This is a genomic window from Vibrio sagamiensis NBRC 104589 (assembly GCF_007990935.1).
In the GTDB taxonomy this organism is placed as follows: domain Bacteria; phylum Pseudomonadota; class Gammaproteobacteria; order Enterobacterales; family Vibrionaceae; genus Vibrio; species Vibrio sagamiensis.
On record NZ_BJXJ01000022.1, the window covers coordinates 1 to 16,958 of the forward strand.

A 16,958-nucleotide genomic window follows, 5' to 3' on the forward strand; every position below is an offset into this window, starting at 1 on the left:
GGGGTTGCGATCACATTGGCAAGCCCTTTTTGATGCTTTTTTTTGTTTTTTTTACCATTTGGATACTTTTCACTCTAAAGTGCTCATTTTCAGCACTCTTCTAAACAATATTTGTTTCTAAATAGACTTTCTCATAGGAAAAAGAATGAGCAACATACGTAGTTATAAGGGAATTCGTCCAAATTTAGGTAAGCGCGTCTATATTGATACCACTTCCGTACTCGTCGGAGACATTCATATTGGCCAGGATTCAAGTATTTGGCCTTTCGTGGCTGCCCGCGGTGATGTTAATCATATTCATATCGGTCAACGGACTAACATTCAAGACGGTACAGTTTTACACGTCTCACATAAGAATATGGAAAATCCGCTAGGCTACCCGCTCACTATTGGTAATGACGTTACGATCGGTCATAAAGTAATGTTACATGGCTGTGTTATTCATGACAGGGTACTTGTGGGAATGGGGGCAATTATTTTAGATGGGGCAACGATTCAATCTGATGTCATGATCGCTGCAGGCAGTTTAGTACCACCGGGCAAAACTTTAGAGAGTGGGTATCTTTATGTGGGCCGTCCTATCAAACAAGCACGGCCACTTACAGACAAAGAAATCGCTTTCTTGCAAAAATCCGCGGATAACTACGTAAAGAACAAAGATGACTACTTAAACGAAGTTGAAGTTATCAACGATTAGCAGCATTACTTAATAACGACACAGCCTTCTTCATTGAAGGCTTCATCCTCTATTAGTTGCTCTGCTATTTCTTCAACCTCAAAGCGGTACTCAACAAACACGTCCATGATGGCTTGTTCTGTTTTCATTGACAGACCGCTGAGCTTTTCTAGCTTTTTCTTAGTTATATAGCAATCAATTAATGCTCCTGATTGTTGCGCTGTAAATTTAACTGACTGCGTGACTGTGTGCCATGACTGAATATCCGTAAATAGAATTGCTTGATTCATCACTTATTGACCTTCTAAGTTCTTTCTTAATTCATTCAAAACCTGTTTAGAACCAGGTCGTAATCCGCGCCATAACATAAAGCTTTCTGCGGCCTGTTCAACAAGCATCCCTAAACCATCCAATGTGTTGATCACACCGTTTTGCTTTGCCCATTGATTGAAAATCGTATTTCCTTGGCCATACATCATATCGTAGCTAACAGTGTTAGCTGAAAAAATAGCCGAAGAGATATCCGGAAGCTCACCATGTAATGAAGCAGAGGTGGAGTTGATCACTACATCATAGACTTGATTAATTGTTTCCAGGCTTTTTGCACTAACAGGCCCATATAAAGAAAAAGATTGTTCTAATTGCTGAGCTTTAGATAAGGTACGATTGGTCACTGTGATTAATTCTGGTTGCTGGTCGAGTAATGGCTTAAGTGCCCCTCGCGCTGCCCCACCAGCACCAATAATAAGAATACGCGCTCCCTTTAGCTCAACATTATGCTGTAGTAGATCCTGAACTAAGCCCGCACCATCGGTATTGTCGCCAATGATCTCTCCATCATCGAGCTTTTTGAGGGTATTAACCGCACCAGCTAATCGCGCACGTTCAGTAAGACGGTCCGCAAATTGATACGCCTCTTGCTTGAAAGGTACGGTGACATTGCACCCTTTGCCGCCTTGAGCAAAAAAGTCAGTCATTGCTTTGGAAAAACTATCTATTGCAGCGCACTGTGCAGAATAACTCAACGCTTGGTTAGTTTGACGCGCGAACAAGGTATGGATAAAGGGAGATTTACTGTGTCCGATGGGATTACCAAACACGGCATAGTGATCGATCGGCTGAGTCATTTGTTTACCTTATTTAGATAACTGCGAATATAAAGTGAGGGTCACCTGATTAAAGATGACCCTATCACTATAACTTCGCAAGCTCAAGCCGCCCAAAAGCAAGGTTTTATGTGTTTGAGATGTTACCAATCTCGAGGCTTAAGGTAATCGCTCAGCTTGGCCTCAGGAGAGTCCGCCTGTGGTTCATAGCGGTACTCCCAACGTGCTAATGGTGGCATAGACATAAGTATCGACTCGGTTCGGCCGCCACTTTGTAGACCAAATAGAGTGCCACGATCATAGACGAGATTAAATTCTACATAGCGCCCACGACGATATAGCTGAAATTCACGTTCACGTTCACCGTAAGCCATATTCTTACGACGAGAGACAATTGGAAGATACGCTTGGCAGAAACCTTCACCGACTGCTTTTATATAGTCGAAGCTTTTTTCGAATCCCCACTGATTGAGGTCATCGAAGAATAAACCGCCCACTCCACGAGTTTCATCTCGATGTGGTAAGAAGAAATATTGATCGCACCATGCCTTATGCTCTGCGTATACCTCGTCACCAAAAGGCGCGCAAAGTTGTTTTGCCGTCTGATGCCAGCTCTGGCAATCTTCGTCAAATGGGTAAAATGGCGTTAAGTCAAAACCGCCACCAAACCACCAGATCGGCGCTTCCCCCTCTTTCTCAGCAATAAAGAAACGCACATTAGCGTGTGAAGTTGGAATATATGGGTTTTTAGGGTGAATGACTAACGAGACTCCCATTGCTTCAAAACGGCGCCCGGCCAACTCGGGGCGGTGGGCCGTCGCAGAAGCTGGCATCTCTTTACCTTCGACATGTGAAAAGTTAACACCACCTTGTTCAAAGACCTGACCATCACGCAGCACACGCGTTCGACCTCCGCCATCGAGACGTTCGCCTTTATCACGCTGCCAAGCGTCTTCTACAAAAACGGCTTTGCTATCAGCTTGTTCTAATTGCTGACAGATTGAGTCTTGTAAAGACAGCAAAAACTGCTTTACGGCGTATTTATCAATTGAAGACATACTGAATTACCCACTAGTTAAAGCCAAATCTAACCTTGTCTTAAGACTTGCCCAGTTTTTGCGTCACGAATCTCACTGGGTTTATCACGGCCACTGGTTTTTCCATCCAAGATAGCGACTAACTGCTGACCTAATTGCACTTCTACCTCCGCCGTTGTCATACAAGGAGGTTGGCCAGTTAAGTTTGCACTGGTCGAAGTAATCGGCTTACCGAAGGCTTGACACAGGTCCTGAACCAAAAGGTGATCGGTGACTCGCACCGCAATGGAATCAAATTGTCCTGAGACCCAACTGGATACCTTGCTGCTGGCAGGCATCACCCAAGTATAAGGGCCTGGCCAAGTCGCATGCACACGTTCAAGTTGCTGCTGGGTTAATTGAGACTCATCAATATAAGGTTGAAGCTGAGCATAACTTGCAGCAATCAGAATTAAGCCTTTTTCAACGGGGCGCTGTTTAAGAGTTAATAGCTTTTGAATCGCTTCAGGATTATCAGGGTCACAACCCACACCAAATACACCTTCCGTTGGGTAAGCTAATACATCACCATTTTTGAGTGCTTCAAGTGCTAATTCAAAGTTATTCACTGATCACATCCTGAGTTTTATTAATCGGGTGGAAGGGTAAGTGTACAAAAATTCATTCTCAGAGACTAAAGCAATTTTTTACAAAACCTTTATATCTTACATAAAACCTCACGCAAACGTTTGCCTAAGAAAAAAATCCTCGTATAATACGCGCAAAATTATCAGCTCACCTAATTTGCAGCTTGAAGGAGTTTAAGATGAAAGTCGGTATCATCATGGGATCTAAGTCCGATTGGCCAACAATGAGATTAGCCGCAGAAATGCTAGAGCAATTTGGCATCCCTTACGAGACAAAAGTGGTCTCTGCACATCGCACTCCCCAATTGCTTGCAGACTATGCGACCAGCGCCAAAGAACGTGGCATTAAGGTTATCATTGCCGGGGCAGGAGGCGCTGCTCATTTACCCGGTATGGCAGCGGCTTTTACCAGCGTTCCTGTCTTAGGCGTTCCTGTTCAATCCCGCGCGCTAAAAGGCATGGATTCTTTGCTCTCAATTGTCCAAATGCCAAAGGGAATTGCAGTCGGCACGCTCGCGATTGGCGAAGCTGGTGCAGCAAATGCTGGAATTCTTGCCGCACAGATTCTTGGTACTCATGATGAGTCGATCATGCAGAAAGTTGAAGCCTTCCGCAGCGAACAAACAGAAGCCGTGCTCGCTAACCCTAACCCAGCTGAGGATTGATCATTATGCATGTACTGGTTCTTGGTGCTGGACAGTTAGCACGTATGATGTCTCTTGCAGCAGCGCCATTGAATATCCAGATTTCAGCTTATGATGTGGTGAGTGGCAATATTGTTCATCCATTAACTCAACATGTACTCGGCCATGGCTTAGAGAATGCGATTGAACAAGTCGATGTCATCACTGCCGAATTCGAACATATTCCCCATGATGTACTCGAAGTGTGTCAAACAAGTGGCAAATTTCTACCAAGTGCTCAAGCCATTAAAGCAGGTGGTAATCGGCGTCTTGAAAAAACCTTACTTGATGATGCCGGCGTGCGAAACGCGAAATACTACGTGATTGAAACTCGTGAAGACTTTGAGTGTGCCATTGAACAAATTGGTCTACCCATGGTGCTAAAAAGCGCTTTAGGCGGTTATGATGGCAAAGGACAGTGGCGCTTAAAAGACACGACGCAAATCGATACCGTTTGGCAAGAGATGGCAGTATGTATCGCAATGACGCCTGCTCAAGCGATCGTTGCTGAAGAGTTTGTACCGTTTGAGCGTGAAGTCTCGCTAGTGGGCGCTCGAGATAAAAGTGGCAATGTTGAGGTTTATCCCTTAGCGGAAAATGTTCACACCAACGGGGTTTTAAGTCTTTCAACCGCCATTGATGCCCCTGAGCTACAACAGCAAGCCAAGCAAATGTTTACTGCCATCGCCAACCATTTAAACTATGTTGGCGTCCTTGCTATAGAGTTCTTTGAGGTCAATAGCACGCTATTGGTTAATGAAATTGCACCGCGTGTGCATAACTCAGGCCATTGGACCCAACAAGGTGCTGAGACATGCCAGTTTGAAAACCATGTCCGCGCAGTATGTGGCCTACCACTTGGGAGTACAAAATTGATCAGAGAGACTTCAATGATCAATATTCTGGGCGAGGATACCTTGCCAATTGAACTGCTTGCAATGAATGGCTGCCATATTCATTGGTACGGAAAAGAAAAGCGTGCAGGCCGCAAGATGGGGCACATCAATGTTTGTGGTGATTACACAGGTGAACTGAATCGCAAATTATGCACCTTAGCTGACCTGCTTGACGAACGCACTTTTCCCGCTGTCCATCAGTTTGCTCAGCAGTGGAAAATATAGCCCAGCACCCATTTGCTGCATACTAAAAAGGTCGCCATCTGCGACCTTTTACAATTGCGCCTTACTGGGTCTGAATATGGTGGCACTTACGGTTAGCACATTGTTGTTTTACTCCGCTCGCTGACTTCTTCTCGACCAATAATGTAAAACCACATGCTTCACACTGCCCTGCTATCGGTGGTAAATTCACAGCAAATTTGCACTTTGGATAGTTGTCACAAGCATAAAAAGTTTTACCAAACCGTGTCTTGCGTTCCACCAAATATCCTTTAGTACATTCTGGACAACCGTGTTGCTCTTTAGGCTGTTGTTCAGGTTCAACTTGATTAATTGATTCAATATGATGACAAACAGGATAGTTGCTACAACCGACAAACATGCCATAGCGACCTTGCCGAAGTACCAATTCACTACCACAGTCAGAACAAGGCACACCAAGTTCTTTTACTATGTGGCCATCATTACCATGTAATGGCTTAATGTAATCACAACTTGGGTATTGGCTGCAGCCCAAAAACGGACCTCGCTTGCCATGTTTGAGCGCTAGCACGCCACCACATTGAGGGCAAACATTTGTGTCAAGAGCTGGCTCACGCACTGAAAAAAGCGTTGGATCGATTTTACTACTCATCACTACCACTGATTCTGATATAGTCGAAGGACTTTAAAATGCTGAGTACATATTAATGCAAAATACCCTGCTCTTTGGTGTAAAGTAGCTCTTCCATCAACGTATATGCATTTTCATTACCCGGCACATTAAACAGCACCATTAAAATGATCCATTTAAGGTCTTCGAGCTCAAACTCGTTGGTTTCTAACCCCATTACACGATCCACCACCATTTCTCGCGTCTCAGTCGTTAGAACATTTATTTGCTCTAAAAACAGTAGAAAGCCACGACACTCAAGATTTAAACGCATCATTTCCGTCGAAGTATAAACACGTGTGGATGCTGCTGCCATACACACTGAAATTGCGGAATGTTTATCACTTTGTTGTAATGCTGCAAGCTCTTCTAACCAAACTAGGGCTTTATAGATGTCTTTTTGGTGAAAGCCTGCACGAAGTAGTTCATCTTCTAATTCGTCTTGTTCAACCTGTAACTCTGCATCGCTATGGATGTAGGTTTCGAACAGATACATAAGTATATCCATCATCATAGCTAGCCCCTCCTCTTTCGAATATAGCCACCTGAAACTGCAACGACATGCCCTGAAAGCTCTAGCTCCAAGAGCTGCATCATGACCTCTTGCACAGGTATATTGGTCCTGCTTGAAAGAATATCAACTGGTGTAGCCTCATTTCCTACGTTAGCTAACAGTTCAGGAAATGGCAATTCTTCTTGTACAATTGATGCAGAAAATAAATCCTGACTCTGGTTAACAGACCAGTTAAGTAGAGACTGAATTTCACTCAACACCTGTTGAGTATTTTGTACGAGACAAGCGCCATTACGAATCAATTGATTGCCTCCACAGGCATTCGGGGCATTAATCGAGGCAGGCAAAGCAAACACTTCACGACTTTGTTCTAGGGCATAGCGCGCGGTAATCAAAGAGCCACTCTTTTCCGCAGCTTCCACAATCAACACTCCCAGAGACAAGCCGCTGATAATGCGATTACGGCGAGGAAAGTGCTCTGCTCGGGGTTTAGCACTAGGCCGAAATTCTGACACTAGGGCACCGCTTGCGGTAATTCGCTCTGCAAGGTCTCGGTGACGGGCAGGGTAAATATGCTCCAAGCCCGACCCTAGTACTGCAATTGTTTTTCCACCCGCTTGCAATGCACCATCATGTGCATGTCCATCGATACCTAATGCGAGACCACTAGTGACAACCAAAGCTTGCTGCGCAAAATCAGCGGCAAAATAACGAGCATGTTGAACACCATCCACACTGGCGTTTCGACTACCAACCATCGCAATTTGCGGTAAAGACAAACTGGCGACCTCTCCTTTAACGAACAATAAAGGCGGAGGTGCAACCGTCTGCTTTAAAAGAGGCGGATAACACGGGTCAGCTAAAGTGATAATATTATGCAATTCGAACGAAGAGCACCAATCTAAGCAAGCCTCGACTTCTTTATCTACAGTGGACCAAGCTTGTAATTGTTTTGAAGATAGGCCTAAATGACGTAACTGCTCCTGTGAGTATTGAACAATATTCGTAGGTGTATCTTTACGCAATAACTTACTTAACGTAATGCCACCAATACCCGGTAAGCTGCTGAGCTTTAACCAGGCAGAAAGTTCGCGCTCATTTTCAAGACTCATGTAAGCTCAGCCTCTTGTTCAGAGGGGATACTACAAAGACCCCAGCTGTGATTGGTTTGATACTGCGTACAATGATGGCAAGACTAAAATGGCGGTAAGAGCGGATCACAACCAACTCCCCTACCGATATCGGTGGCAAAACAACCTTCTTAGTCAATTGTGCTAACGGTTTATCAAAGCTTGTTCCTAGACTAAAACCTCGTATAGCTGCCTCTCTTAGCTCTAATACATTGCCTTGGTGCAATTCATCCAAAGTCCCCTTATTGAGCACGACAATGCTATCTGCGGCGCTCAGAGCGGTTCCTGTCATATTACCTAACACTTGCGCAGACAGTCCCTTTGGAGCTGGAGAAAAAGGGAATGTAAACATGGAGGGTGTGAGCTCTGGCTCAACAAGAGGCAAAGCAACATCATCTAAGGTCACTTCTTGCCGCTGTGACGTCAGCATTAACCCGGAAAATTCATGACCGCTTTCGATTAACTCTGCTTTAGCAATCAAACGCAACGCCGTGACCTTCTCCTTTGTTTTATCCCGGCCATAGACGGCAACCGGACGGTATACTCCCCATTTTATTTGCGTATGTTGGCCGCTGATATACAAAGTATTTTGGCGAGTTGAGTATTGGTGTCCGTGACGGTTACCGAGGATTTTTGCCACTTGAAGTAATCGCTTATTATCTAACAAACGATTTGAGGACCAATAAGATTGTATCGCACTCCCCCGAACACTCGATAATGCTTCCTTATTTTGCAATCGCATTTTTGGCGTGAGTTTTTTGGTTGGCTTGATGATCAATGTGGGTTGGCCATCTACCCACTGTAATAAAAGAGTATCACCAGGGTAGATCCTGTGAGGATTATCCACAGCGGGATTCAAACGCCACAACTCAGGCCATAGCCAAGGGCTATCTAAATAAAATTGGGCGATACTCCATAACGTGTCACCCTTTACCACGGTGTAGATTTGCGGGGCACTTTCTTTTACTGTTAGTATGTTGACTTGTGCATGTGCGATGGAATAAACCCCACCCCATAACACTAAAAAAAGGCACCTCATACGACAAAAAATCAGATTCATGACCTTATTCCTTGGTCTGTCCACTAATAACCAAAATGGAAATTGGTCTCAGGATGCTGTCATTTAGGTCATAAAATGTCTAGAATTGACCCAACAAGGTTTGTGCTGTTACGGCACAGTTCAATTTTTCGAGTGAATATGTCTGTATTACAAGTATTAACATTCCCAGATGATCGCCTGCGTACGGTAGCAAAACCCGTCGATGCGGTGACTCCTGAAATTCAAAAGATTGTCGATGACATGATTGAAACCATGTACGACGAAGAAGGTATTGGCTTGGCAGCGACCCAAGTTGATATCCATAAACGTATCGTTGTGATTGATATTTCAGACACACGTGATGAACCAATGGTGCTGATTAACCCTGAAATCATAGAGAAGCGCGGGGAAGATGGCATTGAAGAAGGCTGTCTGTCAGTACCAGGTGCACGCGCACTTGTGCCTCGTGCCGCTGAAGTAACAGTAAAAGCCTTAGATCGTGATGGCAAAGAATACACTTTCGACGCTGACGATCTGCTCGCTATCTGTGTTCAGCATGAACTTGATCACCTAGTGGGTAAACTGTTTGTCGATTACCTATCGCCATTAAAGCGTAAGCGAATTCAAGATAAGCTAGCAAAAATAAAACGTTTCAACGAGAAACAGCAAAACGCCTAATCTCGTCGAACTCTACATAAAAAGGAAGTCTACCTTGAGCCAATCATTACGAATTGTCTTTGCAGGTACTCCGGATTTCGCCGCCCGTCATTTGGCGGCGTTGTTGTCTTCGGAGCATGAAGTCATCGCGGTTTACACCCAACCCGATCGCCCTGCAGGTCGTGGTAAAAAACTTACGGCCAGCCCAGTAAAAACCATCGCCCTTGAACACGACATTCCCGTGTACCAACCGCAAAACTTTAAGTCTGATGAAGCAAAGCAAGAGCTTGCTGATCTCAATGCAGACATCATGGTGGTGGTGGCATACGGATTACTTTTACCTCAGATCGTCCTTGACACGCCAAAGTTAGGTTGTATTAACGTCCATGGTTCCATCTTACCTCGCTGGCGCGGCGCTGCACCTATTCAGCGCTCTATTTGGGCCGGTGATGAGGAAACTGGGGTTACCATCATGCAGATGGACATTGGTTTAGATACTGGCGACATGCTAAGTATCGCCACTTTGCCGATCGAAGCAACCGACACCAGCGCAATAATGTACGAGAAGTTAGCTCAGCTTGGCCCTAACGCCTTGATCGAGTGTTTAGCAGATATCGCTGCAGGTAAAGCAAAACCCGTTAAACAAGATGATGCACTCGCTAACTACGCTCAAAAGCTAAGCAAAGAGGAAGCTCGTATCAACTGGAGTGACGACGCTGAACACATAGAACGCTGCGTGCGTGCTTTCAACCCGTGGCCAATGAGCCACTTTATGGCAGCAGATAACAGCATCAAAGTTTGGCAGAGCCGTGTTGTTGACCAAAGCAGTGACCAACCCGCTGGAACCATACTGCAAGCAGATAAAACCGGTATTTATGTCGCAACAGGCAATGGCACTTTAGTACTAGAACAGCTGCAAGTTCCCGGTAAAAAAGCCATGCCAGTACAAGATATTCTTAATTCTCGCTCAGCTTGGTTTGAAATTGGAACTCAGTTGACTTAACTATTATTAAGAGTATAACCCAAGTTATTCGAACTTTTAGAGGGCAGAGATGCCCTCCTTTACTTTAAGGTACCTATCATGAATGTTCGCGCTGAGGCTGCTAACGTCCTGTATCTTGTGGTTGATAAAGGCCACTCTCTGTCAAGCGCTCTACCTGCGGCGCAACAAAAAATACGTTCCCGAGACCACGCCCTGCTGCAAGAAATGTGCTATGGCGCGCTGCGCTTTCTTCCTCGTCTGGAAACCATTGCGAACCAACTGATGGATAAGCCCTTAAAAGGCAAGCAGCGAGTTTTTCATCATTTAATTTTGATTGGTATTTACCAACTCAGCTTTATGCGTATTCCTGCCCATGCAGCAGTCGGTGAAACAGTAGAAGGTACCAAAGATCTCAAAGGCCCTCGTTTACGCGGCTTGATCAACGCAGTTTTGCGTAATTACCAACGTAATCAAGCAGAACTCGACCAAATGGCCGTCAGCCACAATGCAGGCAAATATGGTCACCCTAGCTGGCTGCTCAAACTACTTCAACAAGCTTATCCTGAGCAATGGGAAAAGATTGTTGATGCTAACAATCAAAAAGCACCGATGTGGCTGCGCGTCAATCATCAACATCACAGCCGTGACGCCTACCAAGCGCTGCTCAAAAATGAAAACATTGATAGCACAGTACACCCACAAGCGATGGACGCTCTAAAATTAGCCTCACCCTGTGATGTAATGAAGCTGCCCGGTTTTAACCAAGGATGGGTATCTGTTCAAGATGCGGCTGCCCAACTATCGATTAATTACCTCACACCAAAAGACGGTGAGCTGATCTTAGACTGCTGCGCGGCACCTGGGGGGAAAACGGCTCATATTTTAGAACGAACGTCAGGCTCCAAAGTCGTGGCTATCGACTGTGATGAAACTCGCTTGCAACGGGTACATGATAACCTTCAGCGTCTTAACCTTCAGGCGAAAGTTATCTACGGGGATGCGCGCCATCCTCAAGATTGGTGGCAAGGTGCACAGTTCGATCGTATTTTGCTAGATGCGCCATGTTCTGCGACAGGCGTCATTCGTCGTCACCCTGACATTAAGTGGCTACGTCGTGCTGAGGATATTACCGCCTTAGCCGAGCTACAAAGTGAAATTTTTGATGCGATGTGGGCACAACTTAAGCCTGGTGGTACCATGGTGTATGCGACATGCTCAATCACACCTCAAGAAAATGTCGAGCAAGTTAAAGCCTTTTTGGACCGCACCACAGATGCACAACTGGTGGACTCAGATCCACAACAACCGGGGCGACAGATTCTGCCTGGTGAAGACGATATGGACGGTTTTTACTATGCCGTTCTAACCAAAAAACACGCAGAGTAAATAAGCGATATAGGGTGATAAGCAGCCATGCTGTCGCCCAATGAATGAACGAGTAAAGCGTATGAAAATCATTATTCTTGGGGCTGGTCAAGTTGGTGGCACATTGGCAGAAAACTTAGTCGGTGAAAATAACGACATCACCATTGTCGACAAATGCAGCGACCGACTGCGTGAGTTACAGGATAAATATGACCTGCGCGTTGTTAATGGCCATGCCAGCCACCCCGACGTTCTCCATGAAGCAGGTGCTCAAGATGCCGATATGCTGGTTGCAGTCACCAATACTGATGAAACCAACATGGCTGCTTGTCAGGTGGCCTTCACGCTTTTCAATACCCCCAACCGCGTAGCTCGTATTCGATCACCTGAATATCTCGCTGAAAAAGAAGCACTGTTCAAATCAGGTGCCATCCCTGTTGACCACCTGATTGCTCCCGAAGAGCTCGTCACTAGTTATATTGAACGCCTAATCCAATATCCAGGTGCGCTGCAAGTAGTCAGTTTTGCAGAACAAAAGGTTAGTCTTGTGGCGGTTAAAGCCTACTATGGCGGGCCATTGGTCGGTAACGCACTATCGACTTTACGTGAACATATGCCTCATATTGATACTCGTGTGGCAGCAATTTTTCGTCAGGGTCGCCCTATTCGTCCACAAGGTACTACCATCATCGAAGCTGATGATGAAGTGTTCTTTGTTGCAGCCAGTAACCACATCCGCTCCGTTATGAGTGAGTTACAGCGATTAGAAAAGCCTTATCGAAGAATTATGATCGTCGGGGGCGGTAATATCGGTGCCAGCTTAGCAAAGCGGTTAGAACAAACATATAGCGTTAAATTAATTGAACGAAACTATCAGCGTGCAGAAAAACTTTCAGAAGATCTCAGTAACACGATTGTTTTTTGTGGTGACGCTGCGGATCAAGAACTACTCAGTGAAGAGAACATTGATCAAGTAGATGTCTTCATCGCACTGACCAACGAAGACGAAACCAATATTATGTCAGCCATGCTCGCCAAACGAATGGGAGCCAAAAAGGTTATGGTACTCATTCAGCGTAGTGCCTATGTCGATTTAGTGCAGGGAGGCGTTATTGATGTGGCAATCTCTCCGCAACAAGCGACCATTTCTGCCCTATTAACCCATGTGCGTCGTGCTGATATCGTCAATGTTTGTTCCCTACGCCGAGGCGCTGCTGAAGCCATCGAAGCCATCGCCCACGGCGACGAATCAACGTCGAAAGTCGTTGGACGTGCCATCTCAGATATTAAACTACCACCTGGCACCACAATTGGTGCTATTGTGCGAGGTGAAGAAGTATTGATTGCCCATGACCGAACCATTATAGAACAGGACGACCATGTGGTGATGTTCTTGGTTGACAAAAAGTACGTGCCAGATGTTGAAGCCCTATTCCAACCAAGCCCATTTTTCCTTTAGGATTTTGTGATGGTTAATTTACGTCCCGTACTGTTTGTTATTGGGCTAGTTTTATCTAAGCTTGCTCTTTTTATGTACGTGCCAACCTTGGTGGCATTTTTCTCAGGTACAGACGGTTTTTTAGAGTTCGCCCAAGCCATAGTCATTACTCATATTGCGGCTTTTATTTGTTTAACCATTGGTCGATCAGCAAAATTTAAACTTGGTGTTCGAGATATGTTTTTGTTGACCAGTTTCGTTTGGACAATCGCCAGTGTTTTTGCCGCTCTTCCATTTGTATTTATTAATCACATCAGCTTTACCGACGCCTATTTTGAAACTATGTCTGGTATTACCACAACTGGTTCAACCGTGCTCAGTGGTCTAGATAATATGGCACCTAGTATCTTATTATGGCGGTCTATTCTACAGTGGCTAGGTGGCATTGGTTTCATTGTTATGGCAGTGGCTATTTTGCCAATGCTCAACGTAGGTGGGATGCGATTGTTCCAAACTGAATCATCTGATTGGTCCGACAAAAGCAGCCCAAGAGCTAAAACAGTAGCTAAAAATATTGTCTTGGTCTACCTGATGTTGACTGGTTTTTGTATCGGAGGGTTCCTATTAACTGGCATGACGATGTTTGAAGCCATCAACCACGCCTTTACCACGCTATCTACCGGAGGTTACTCGACTTCAGATGCTTCCATGAACCACTTTTCTCATGGAGCTCATTGGGTAGCCACTCTATTTATGTTTCTTGGCGGTTTACCTTTTCTACTATTTATCGCTGCACTTCGTAAACGCAGCATCAAAATACTGTTTACTGATGCCCAAGTGAGAGGCTTCACCTATCTATTCTTATTTCTTAGCGTGATTATTTCGGCTTGGTTAGTTTTACGCGATGGTTATGACGTAATGGATGCATTGCGAGTCTCGATGTTCAACATCGTCTCTGTTGTCACAACAACTGGATTTGGCTTAGAAGATTTTACCGCTTGGGGAGCATTACCGACGACACTGTTCGCATTCTTAATGATGACAGGCGCTTGTTCTGGTTCAACATCTGGTGGAATCAAAGTTTTCCGTTTCCAGATTGCTAAAACCCTGCTCAACAAGCAAATAATGAAGCTCATCCACCCGTCTGGGGTCTTTGTACAACGCTACAATCATCGCCCTGTTAACGATGATATCGTGCGCTCTGTGGTTGCATTTGGGTTGATGTTTTTCATTACCATCATTTTTATTGCTGGATGTTTAAGTTCGCTCGGCTTAGATCCCTTTACCAGTATTTCAGGCGCCATTACCGCGGTTGCCAATGTTGGGCCAGGCATGGGCAGTGTAATCGGTCCAACCGGAAATTTCGCCCCACTACCTGATGCAGCAAAATGGTTACTGAGCTTTGGTATGTTACTGGGGCGTTTGGAGATTTTGACCATCCTTGTCCTATTTTTTCCTGCGTTTTGGCGCCGCTAACTCACTTCAAGGGGAACAAAATGAAACCATGGCTGACTCTTGCCGCACTCAGTATCACACCACTCGCGAATGCCAGCGAAATTGTGACACTTCAAGATGGGCGTCAGATAACACTCCATAATGATTTTACTTGGCAATATGTCGATACATCTAAACCACAACCAGCAACCGATTCTTCTACAGGTCAAGTCGATATTGAGCACATCCCTGTCATCACTAAGCCTGCTACTGCCAACATGACCAGCGGCGTAGTGACACTGAACAGCGATAAACCAATCATGCAATTATCCGATTCAGGGCTAGAGCTACTGATAGGCAAAGCAAGTTACGCTGAAGGGCAATTACACCTCCCCACGTCGTTAACGAACCAAGGCCATCAAGCGGTGATTTTAGCCACCATTGAGGTGGTCATTATGGATATGTCAGGCCATCAATTACAGCAACAGCAAGTCGATATTTGGCAATCGATAAAGCGCCTTCCGGAGACCTACTTACGACCAAAACAGGCCCAACAAGGGAAAACGATCGTGCTTAATGTCCCTGAAGCGCAGCAATATCAGCTGTCTGCTCAAATCGTTAATATCACCACTCGATAAAATCAACAACATACCCAAGTGCTTTCAAGGTGCTTGGGTATCGATTTACGCCAGTCGAACTTATTCCGAGCTTAAACTACGCTCTGGACAGGCTCGACAAAGTAGTAGATAGCAAAGAAATGGCACATACAACCAGCTAGTACAAAGCCATGCCAAATTGCATGATTAAAAGGTATTCGCTCGGCGACATAGAAAATCACCCCTATGGAATAGACTAGACCACCTAAAGCAAGCAATATCACACCTTGGCTATCCATATGCAGGACAAGTTGGTAAATCACTACCAAAGATAACCACCCCATAATCAGATAGGTCGCAAGAGAGAGCTTTTCAAATCGATAAACGAACGCGACTTTCATAATGATGCCAATCAAGGCAATAATCCAGATCGTGGTCATAAGCCCAATGGCTAAAGGGGTGCGCAGACTGACCAAAAGAAACGGCGTATAACTGCCGGCTATCAACAAATAAATGGCACAATGATCAAAGGTTTTTAACCAACGCTTCGCTTTAGGAAAAGCGATACCGTGGTACAACGTCGACGCTAAAAACAGCACGATCATGCTGGAGCCATAGATGGCCATACTGGTGATGGTCAGTGTATCTGCTTGATGAGCGATTGCTTTATTAAGCAATAAGACTAAGCCGACAATACCAAAAATGATACCAAAGCCATGGGTGAGAGTGTTCGCCAACTCTTCACCCCAACTGTATTGCTCTTGCTGTTTTTTAGACATGGGGCGCCTGTACTAATAGTTTAGATATTTTCCTAGTATGGCACACTTAGCTTACACGTGTAAGCCCAAACTACGCTTCTTGATACACCATCGTTTGTGCTAAGTAATCCAACACTAAGCATCCAGCTTCTTCGGGCTTAGTACCGATAGGAATATTCAATTGGCATTTGAGCTTACCACCACCGAGCAAACTGGCTAGCATTCCTCGATGACCATTGCGTGCTCTATCCACCTCGAACCACAAACCAAGCGCCGTTTCATCACGATGTGCAACAAACTCTAATTCTCGCCACATCCCATGATATGGCCCGTCGACTGGCACCATTTCAAATTCTTGAACAAATGGTAACGCAAAACCTTTTACCTCTTCGCATTCCACCTGACGAATCCTAAGTCCTTGAGATTCCAGCGCAGACAATATCGCATCCATCACAGGATCAGGGCGAACGGTCAGGATATCTTTATCTGTGGGGTCGAGCGCCATTGAAATATCCAGTCCAGTCTCTAACCAAACTTTAGCATCACCAATGGTGATGGGTGTATTCCAAGGCACCTCTAAAGTAATATCAAACACACGGTCTTCACCAGAGTGAATGGTAAAACCATAAGGCAATGTCCATTGTGCCAAAACATGAGTCTGAGCAGTGCGGCGCGAACGTTGGGTATGGCGGGCACCATGATCATCTGGCGCTTCCGCTATATAACGGCAACACAACTTGAGCTCGATGCTATCAATCGGCTGTTGTGTTGCTCCGCCATAGACATGAATCGACACATCGATATTCTGTCCTGGATACAACACATCTTGGTGCAATATAGAATCGATCTTGGCACTGCCAATACCAAAACTTGCCAGTGTTTTTTTCAAAAATGACATAGACGCCTCCTTTGTCGAAATCTCATACTACTACTGCTGATAGTTGGATCAAAACAAATTTCATACTCTAATTTACTGCCAAAAACACAATATCATTACAAATCAATCGCTCAACTATCGACCAATAATTAGAAGAGTGATAACCTATATATGATATGTATACATATCATAATTCCTGATTCATTATTTGGATTGGCGTAAGCCAGAAAGGGCCAATCTTCAAACTCTTGAAGCACAGCTCATAATGAA

At 45.0% G+C, this 16,958-nt stretch carries 19 protein-coding genes; 9 read left to right on the top strand and 10 right to left on the bottom strand.

The window, feature by feature from the left end:
* Nucleotides 1–145: 145 nt before the first annotated feature.
* Nucleotides 146–697 carry a gamma carbonic anhydrase family protein gene (locus VSA01S_RS11840; RefSeq protein WP_039979057.1) on the top strand — a complete coding sequence of 184 codons (552 nt, stop codon included), beginning with the start codon at nt 146–148 and terminating at the stop codon, nt 695–697.
* Nucleotides 698–702: 5 nt separating this feature from the next.
* On the opposite strand, the gene VSA01S_RS11845 is transcribed toward VSA01S_RS11840, so the two are convergent.
* From VSA01S_RS11845 to tsaC, 4 genes are all read right to left on the bottom strand, one after another.
* Nucleotides 703–966: a DUF1488 family protein gene (locus tag VSA01S_RS11845; protein ID WP_039979056.1), complete on the bottom strand. Its 264-nt coding sequence runs from the start codon at nt 964–966 to the stop codon at nt 703–705.
* Nucleotides 967–969: 3 nt separating this feature from the next.
* The gene (gene aroE / locus VSA01S_RS11850) at nt 970–1,803 is read right to left on the bottom strand and encodes a shikimate dehydrogenase (protein WP_039979055.1); all 834 of its coding nucleotides are present in this window, start codon (nt 1,801–1,803) and stop codon (nt 970–972) included.
* A 122-nt stretch (nt 1,804–1,925) separates the two neighbouring features.
* Complete coding sequence (gene hemF / locus VSA01S_RS11855; RefSeq protein WP_039979054.1) at nt 1,926–2,840, bottom strand: oxygen-dependent coproporphyrinogen oxidase; 915 nt, start codon at nt 2,838–2,840, stop codon at nt 1,926–1,928.
* Nucleotides 2,841–2,869: 29 nt separating this feature from the next.
* Nucleotides 2,870–3,427 (bottom strand): L-threonylcarbamoyladenylate synthase type 1 TsaC, encoded by a 558-nt coding sequence (gene tsaC / locus VSA01S_RS11860; RefSeq protein ID WP_039979053.1) that lies wholly within the window; start codon nt 3,425–3,427, stop codon nt 2,870–2,872.
* 197 nt (nt 3,428–3,624) lie between these two features.
* Here tsaC and purE point away from each other — a divergent pair, with 197 nt between their 5' ends.
* Nucleotides 3,625–4,110, top strand: coding sequence for a 5-(carboxyamino)imidazole ribonucleotide mutase (gene purE / locus VSA01S_RS11865; RefSeq protein ID WP_039979052.1), 486 nt, complete (start codon nt 3,625–3,627; stop codon nt 4,108–4,110).
* 5 nt (nt 4,111–4,115) lie between these two features.
* A complete protein-coding gene (locus VSA01S_RS11870; RefSeq protein WP_039979051.1) occupies nt 4,116–5,249 on the top strand; it encodes a 5-(carboxyamino)imidazole ribonucleotide synthase in 1,134 nt (377 codons plus the stop codon).
* 61 nt (nt 5,250–5,310) lie between these two features.
* Here the strand turns inward: VSA01S_RS11870 and VSA01S_RS11875 are convergent, their stop codons facing one another.
* Genes VSA01S_RS11875 through VSA01S_RS11890 form a run of 4 tightly spaced genes read right to left on the bottom strand, consistent with a single transcriptional unit; the run spans nt 5,311 to nt 8,602 of the window.
* Nucleotides 5,311–5,880 (bottom strand): DNA topoisomerase family protein, encoded by a 570-nt coding sequence (locus VSA01S_RS11875; protein WP_039979050.1) that lies wholly within the window; start codon nt 5,878–5,880, stop codon nt 5,311–5,313.
* Between the two features lie 52 nt (nt 5,881–5,932).
* Nucleotides 5,933–6,412 carry a DUF494 family protein gene (locus tag VSA01S_RS11880; RefSeq protein ID WP_039979049.1) on the bottom strand — a complete coding sequence of 160 codons (480 nt, stop codon included), beginning with the start codon at nt 6,410–6,412 and terminating at the stop codon, nt 5,933–5,935.
* A gap of 2 nt (nt 6,413–6,414) precedes the next feature.
* Nucleotides 6,415–7,524, bottom strand: coding sequence for a DNA-processing protein DprA (dprA, locus tag VSA01S_RS11885; RefSeq protein WP_039979048.1), 1,110 nt, complete (start codon nt 7,522–7,524; stop codon nt 6,415–6,417).
* Entirely contained in the window at nt 7,514–8,602 is a 1,089-nt protein-coding gene (locus VSA01S_RS11890; protein WP_039979047.1) for a LysM peptidoglycan-binding domain-containing protein, read from the bottom strand. The genes dprA and VSA01S_RS11890 overlap by 11 nt, the downstream gene beginning before the upstream one ends.
* A gap of 138 nt (nt 8,603–8,740) precedes the next feature.
* On the opposite strand from VSA01S_RS11890, the gene def reads away from it, so the two are divergent.
* The 6 genes from def (at nt 8,741) to VSA01S_RS11920 (ending at nt 15,095) form a co-directional block, all read left to right on the top strand.
* On the top strand, nt 8,741–9,259 hold the full coding sequence (def, locus tag VSA01S_RS11895; protein ID WP_039979046.1) for a peptide deformylase: 519 nt from the start codon (nt 8,741–8,743) through the stop codon (nt 9,257–9,259).
* 34 nt (nt 9,260–9,293) lie between these two features.
* On the top strand, nt 9,294–10,241 hold the full coding sequence (gene fmt, locus VSA01S_RS11900; RefSeq protein WP_039979045.1) for a methionyl-tRNA formyltransferase: 948 nt from the start codon (nt 9,294–9,296) through the stop codon (nt 10,239–10,241).
* A gap of 78 nt (nt 10,242–10,319) precedes the next feature.
* Nucleotides 10,320–11,606, top strand: a complete 1,287-nt coding sequence (gene rsmB / locus VSA01S_RS11905; RefSeq protein WP_039979044.1) for a 16S rRNA (cytosine(967)-C(5))-methyltransferase RsmB — start codon at nt 10,320–10,322, stop codon at nt 11,604–11,606.
* A gap of 61 nt (nt 11,607–11,667) precedes the next feature.
* A complete protein-coding gene (trkA, locus tag VSA01S_RS11910; RefSeq protein ID WP_039979043.1) occupies nt 11,668–13,044 on the top strand; it encodes a Trk system potassium transporter TrkA in 1,377 nt (458 codons plus the stop codon).
* 9 nt (nt 13,045–13,053) lie between these two features.
* A complete protein-coding gene (locus VSA01S_RS11915) occupies nt 13,054–14,499 on the top strand; it encodes a TrkH family potassium uptake protein (protein ID WP_039979042.1) in 1,446 nt (481 codons plus the stop codon).
* 20 nt (nt 14,500–14,519) lie between these two features.
* Nucleotides 14,520–15,095 carry a DUF3157 family protein gene (locus tag VSA01S_RS11920; RefSeq protein WP_039979041.1) on the top strand — a complete coding sequence of 192 codons (576 nt, stop codon included), beginning with the start codon at nt 14,520–14,522 and terminating at the stop codon, nt 15,093–15,095.
* Nucleotides 15,096–15,166: 71 nt separating this feature from the next.
* Here VSA01S_RS11920 and trhA read toward each other — a convergent pair whose 3' ends face one another.
* Together trhA and VSA01S_RS11930 are read right to left on the bottom strand one after the other, a co-directional pair.
* A complete protein-coding gene (trhA, locus tag VSA01S_RS11925) occupies nt 15,167–15,832 on the bottom strand; it encodes a PAQR family membrane homeostasis protein TrhA (RefSeq protein ID WP_039979040.1) in 666 nt (221 codons plus the stop codon).
* Between the two features lie 70 nt (nt 15,833–15,902).
* Nucleotides 15,903–16,709, bottom strand: a complete 807-nt coding sequence (locus tag VSA01S_RS11930) for a sporulation protein (RefSeq protein WP_039979039.1) — start codon at nt 16,707–16,709, stop codon at nt 15,903–15,905.
* Nucleotides 16,710–16,958 lie beyond the last annotated feature (249 nt).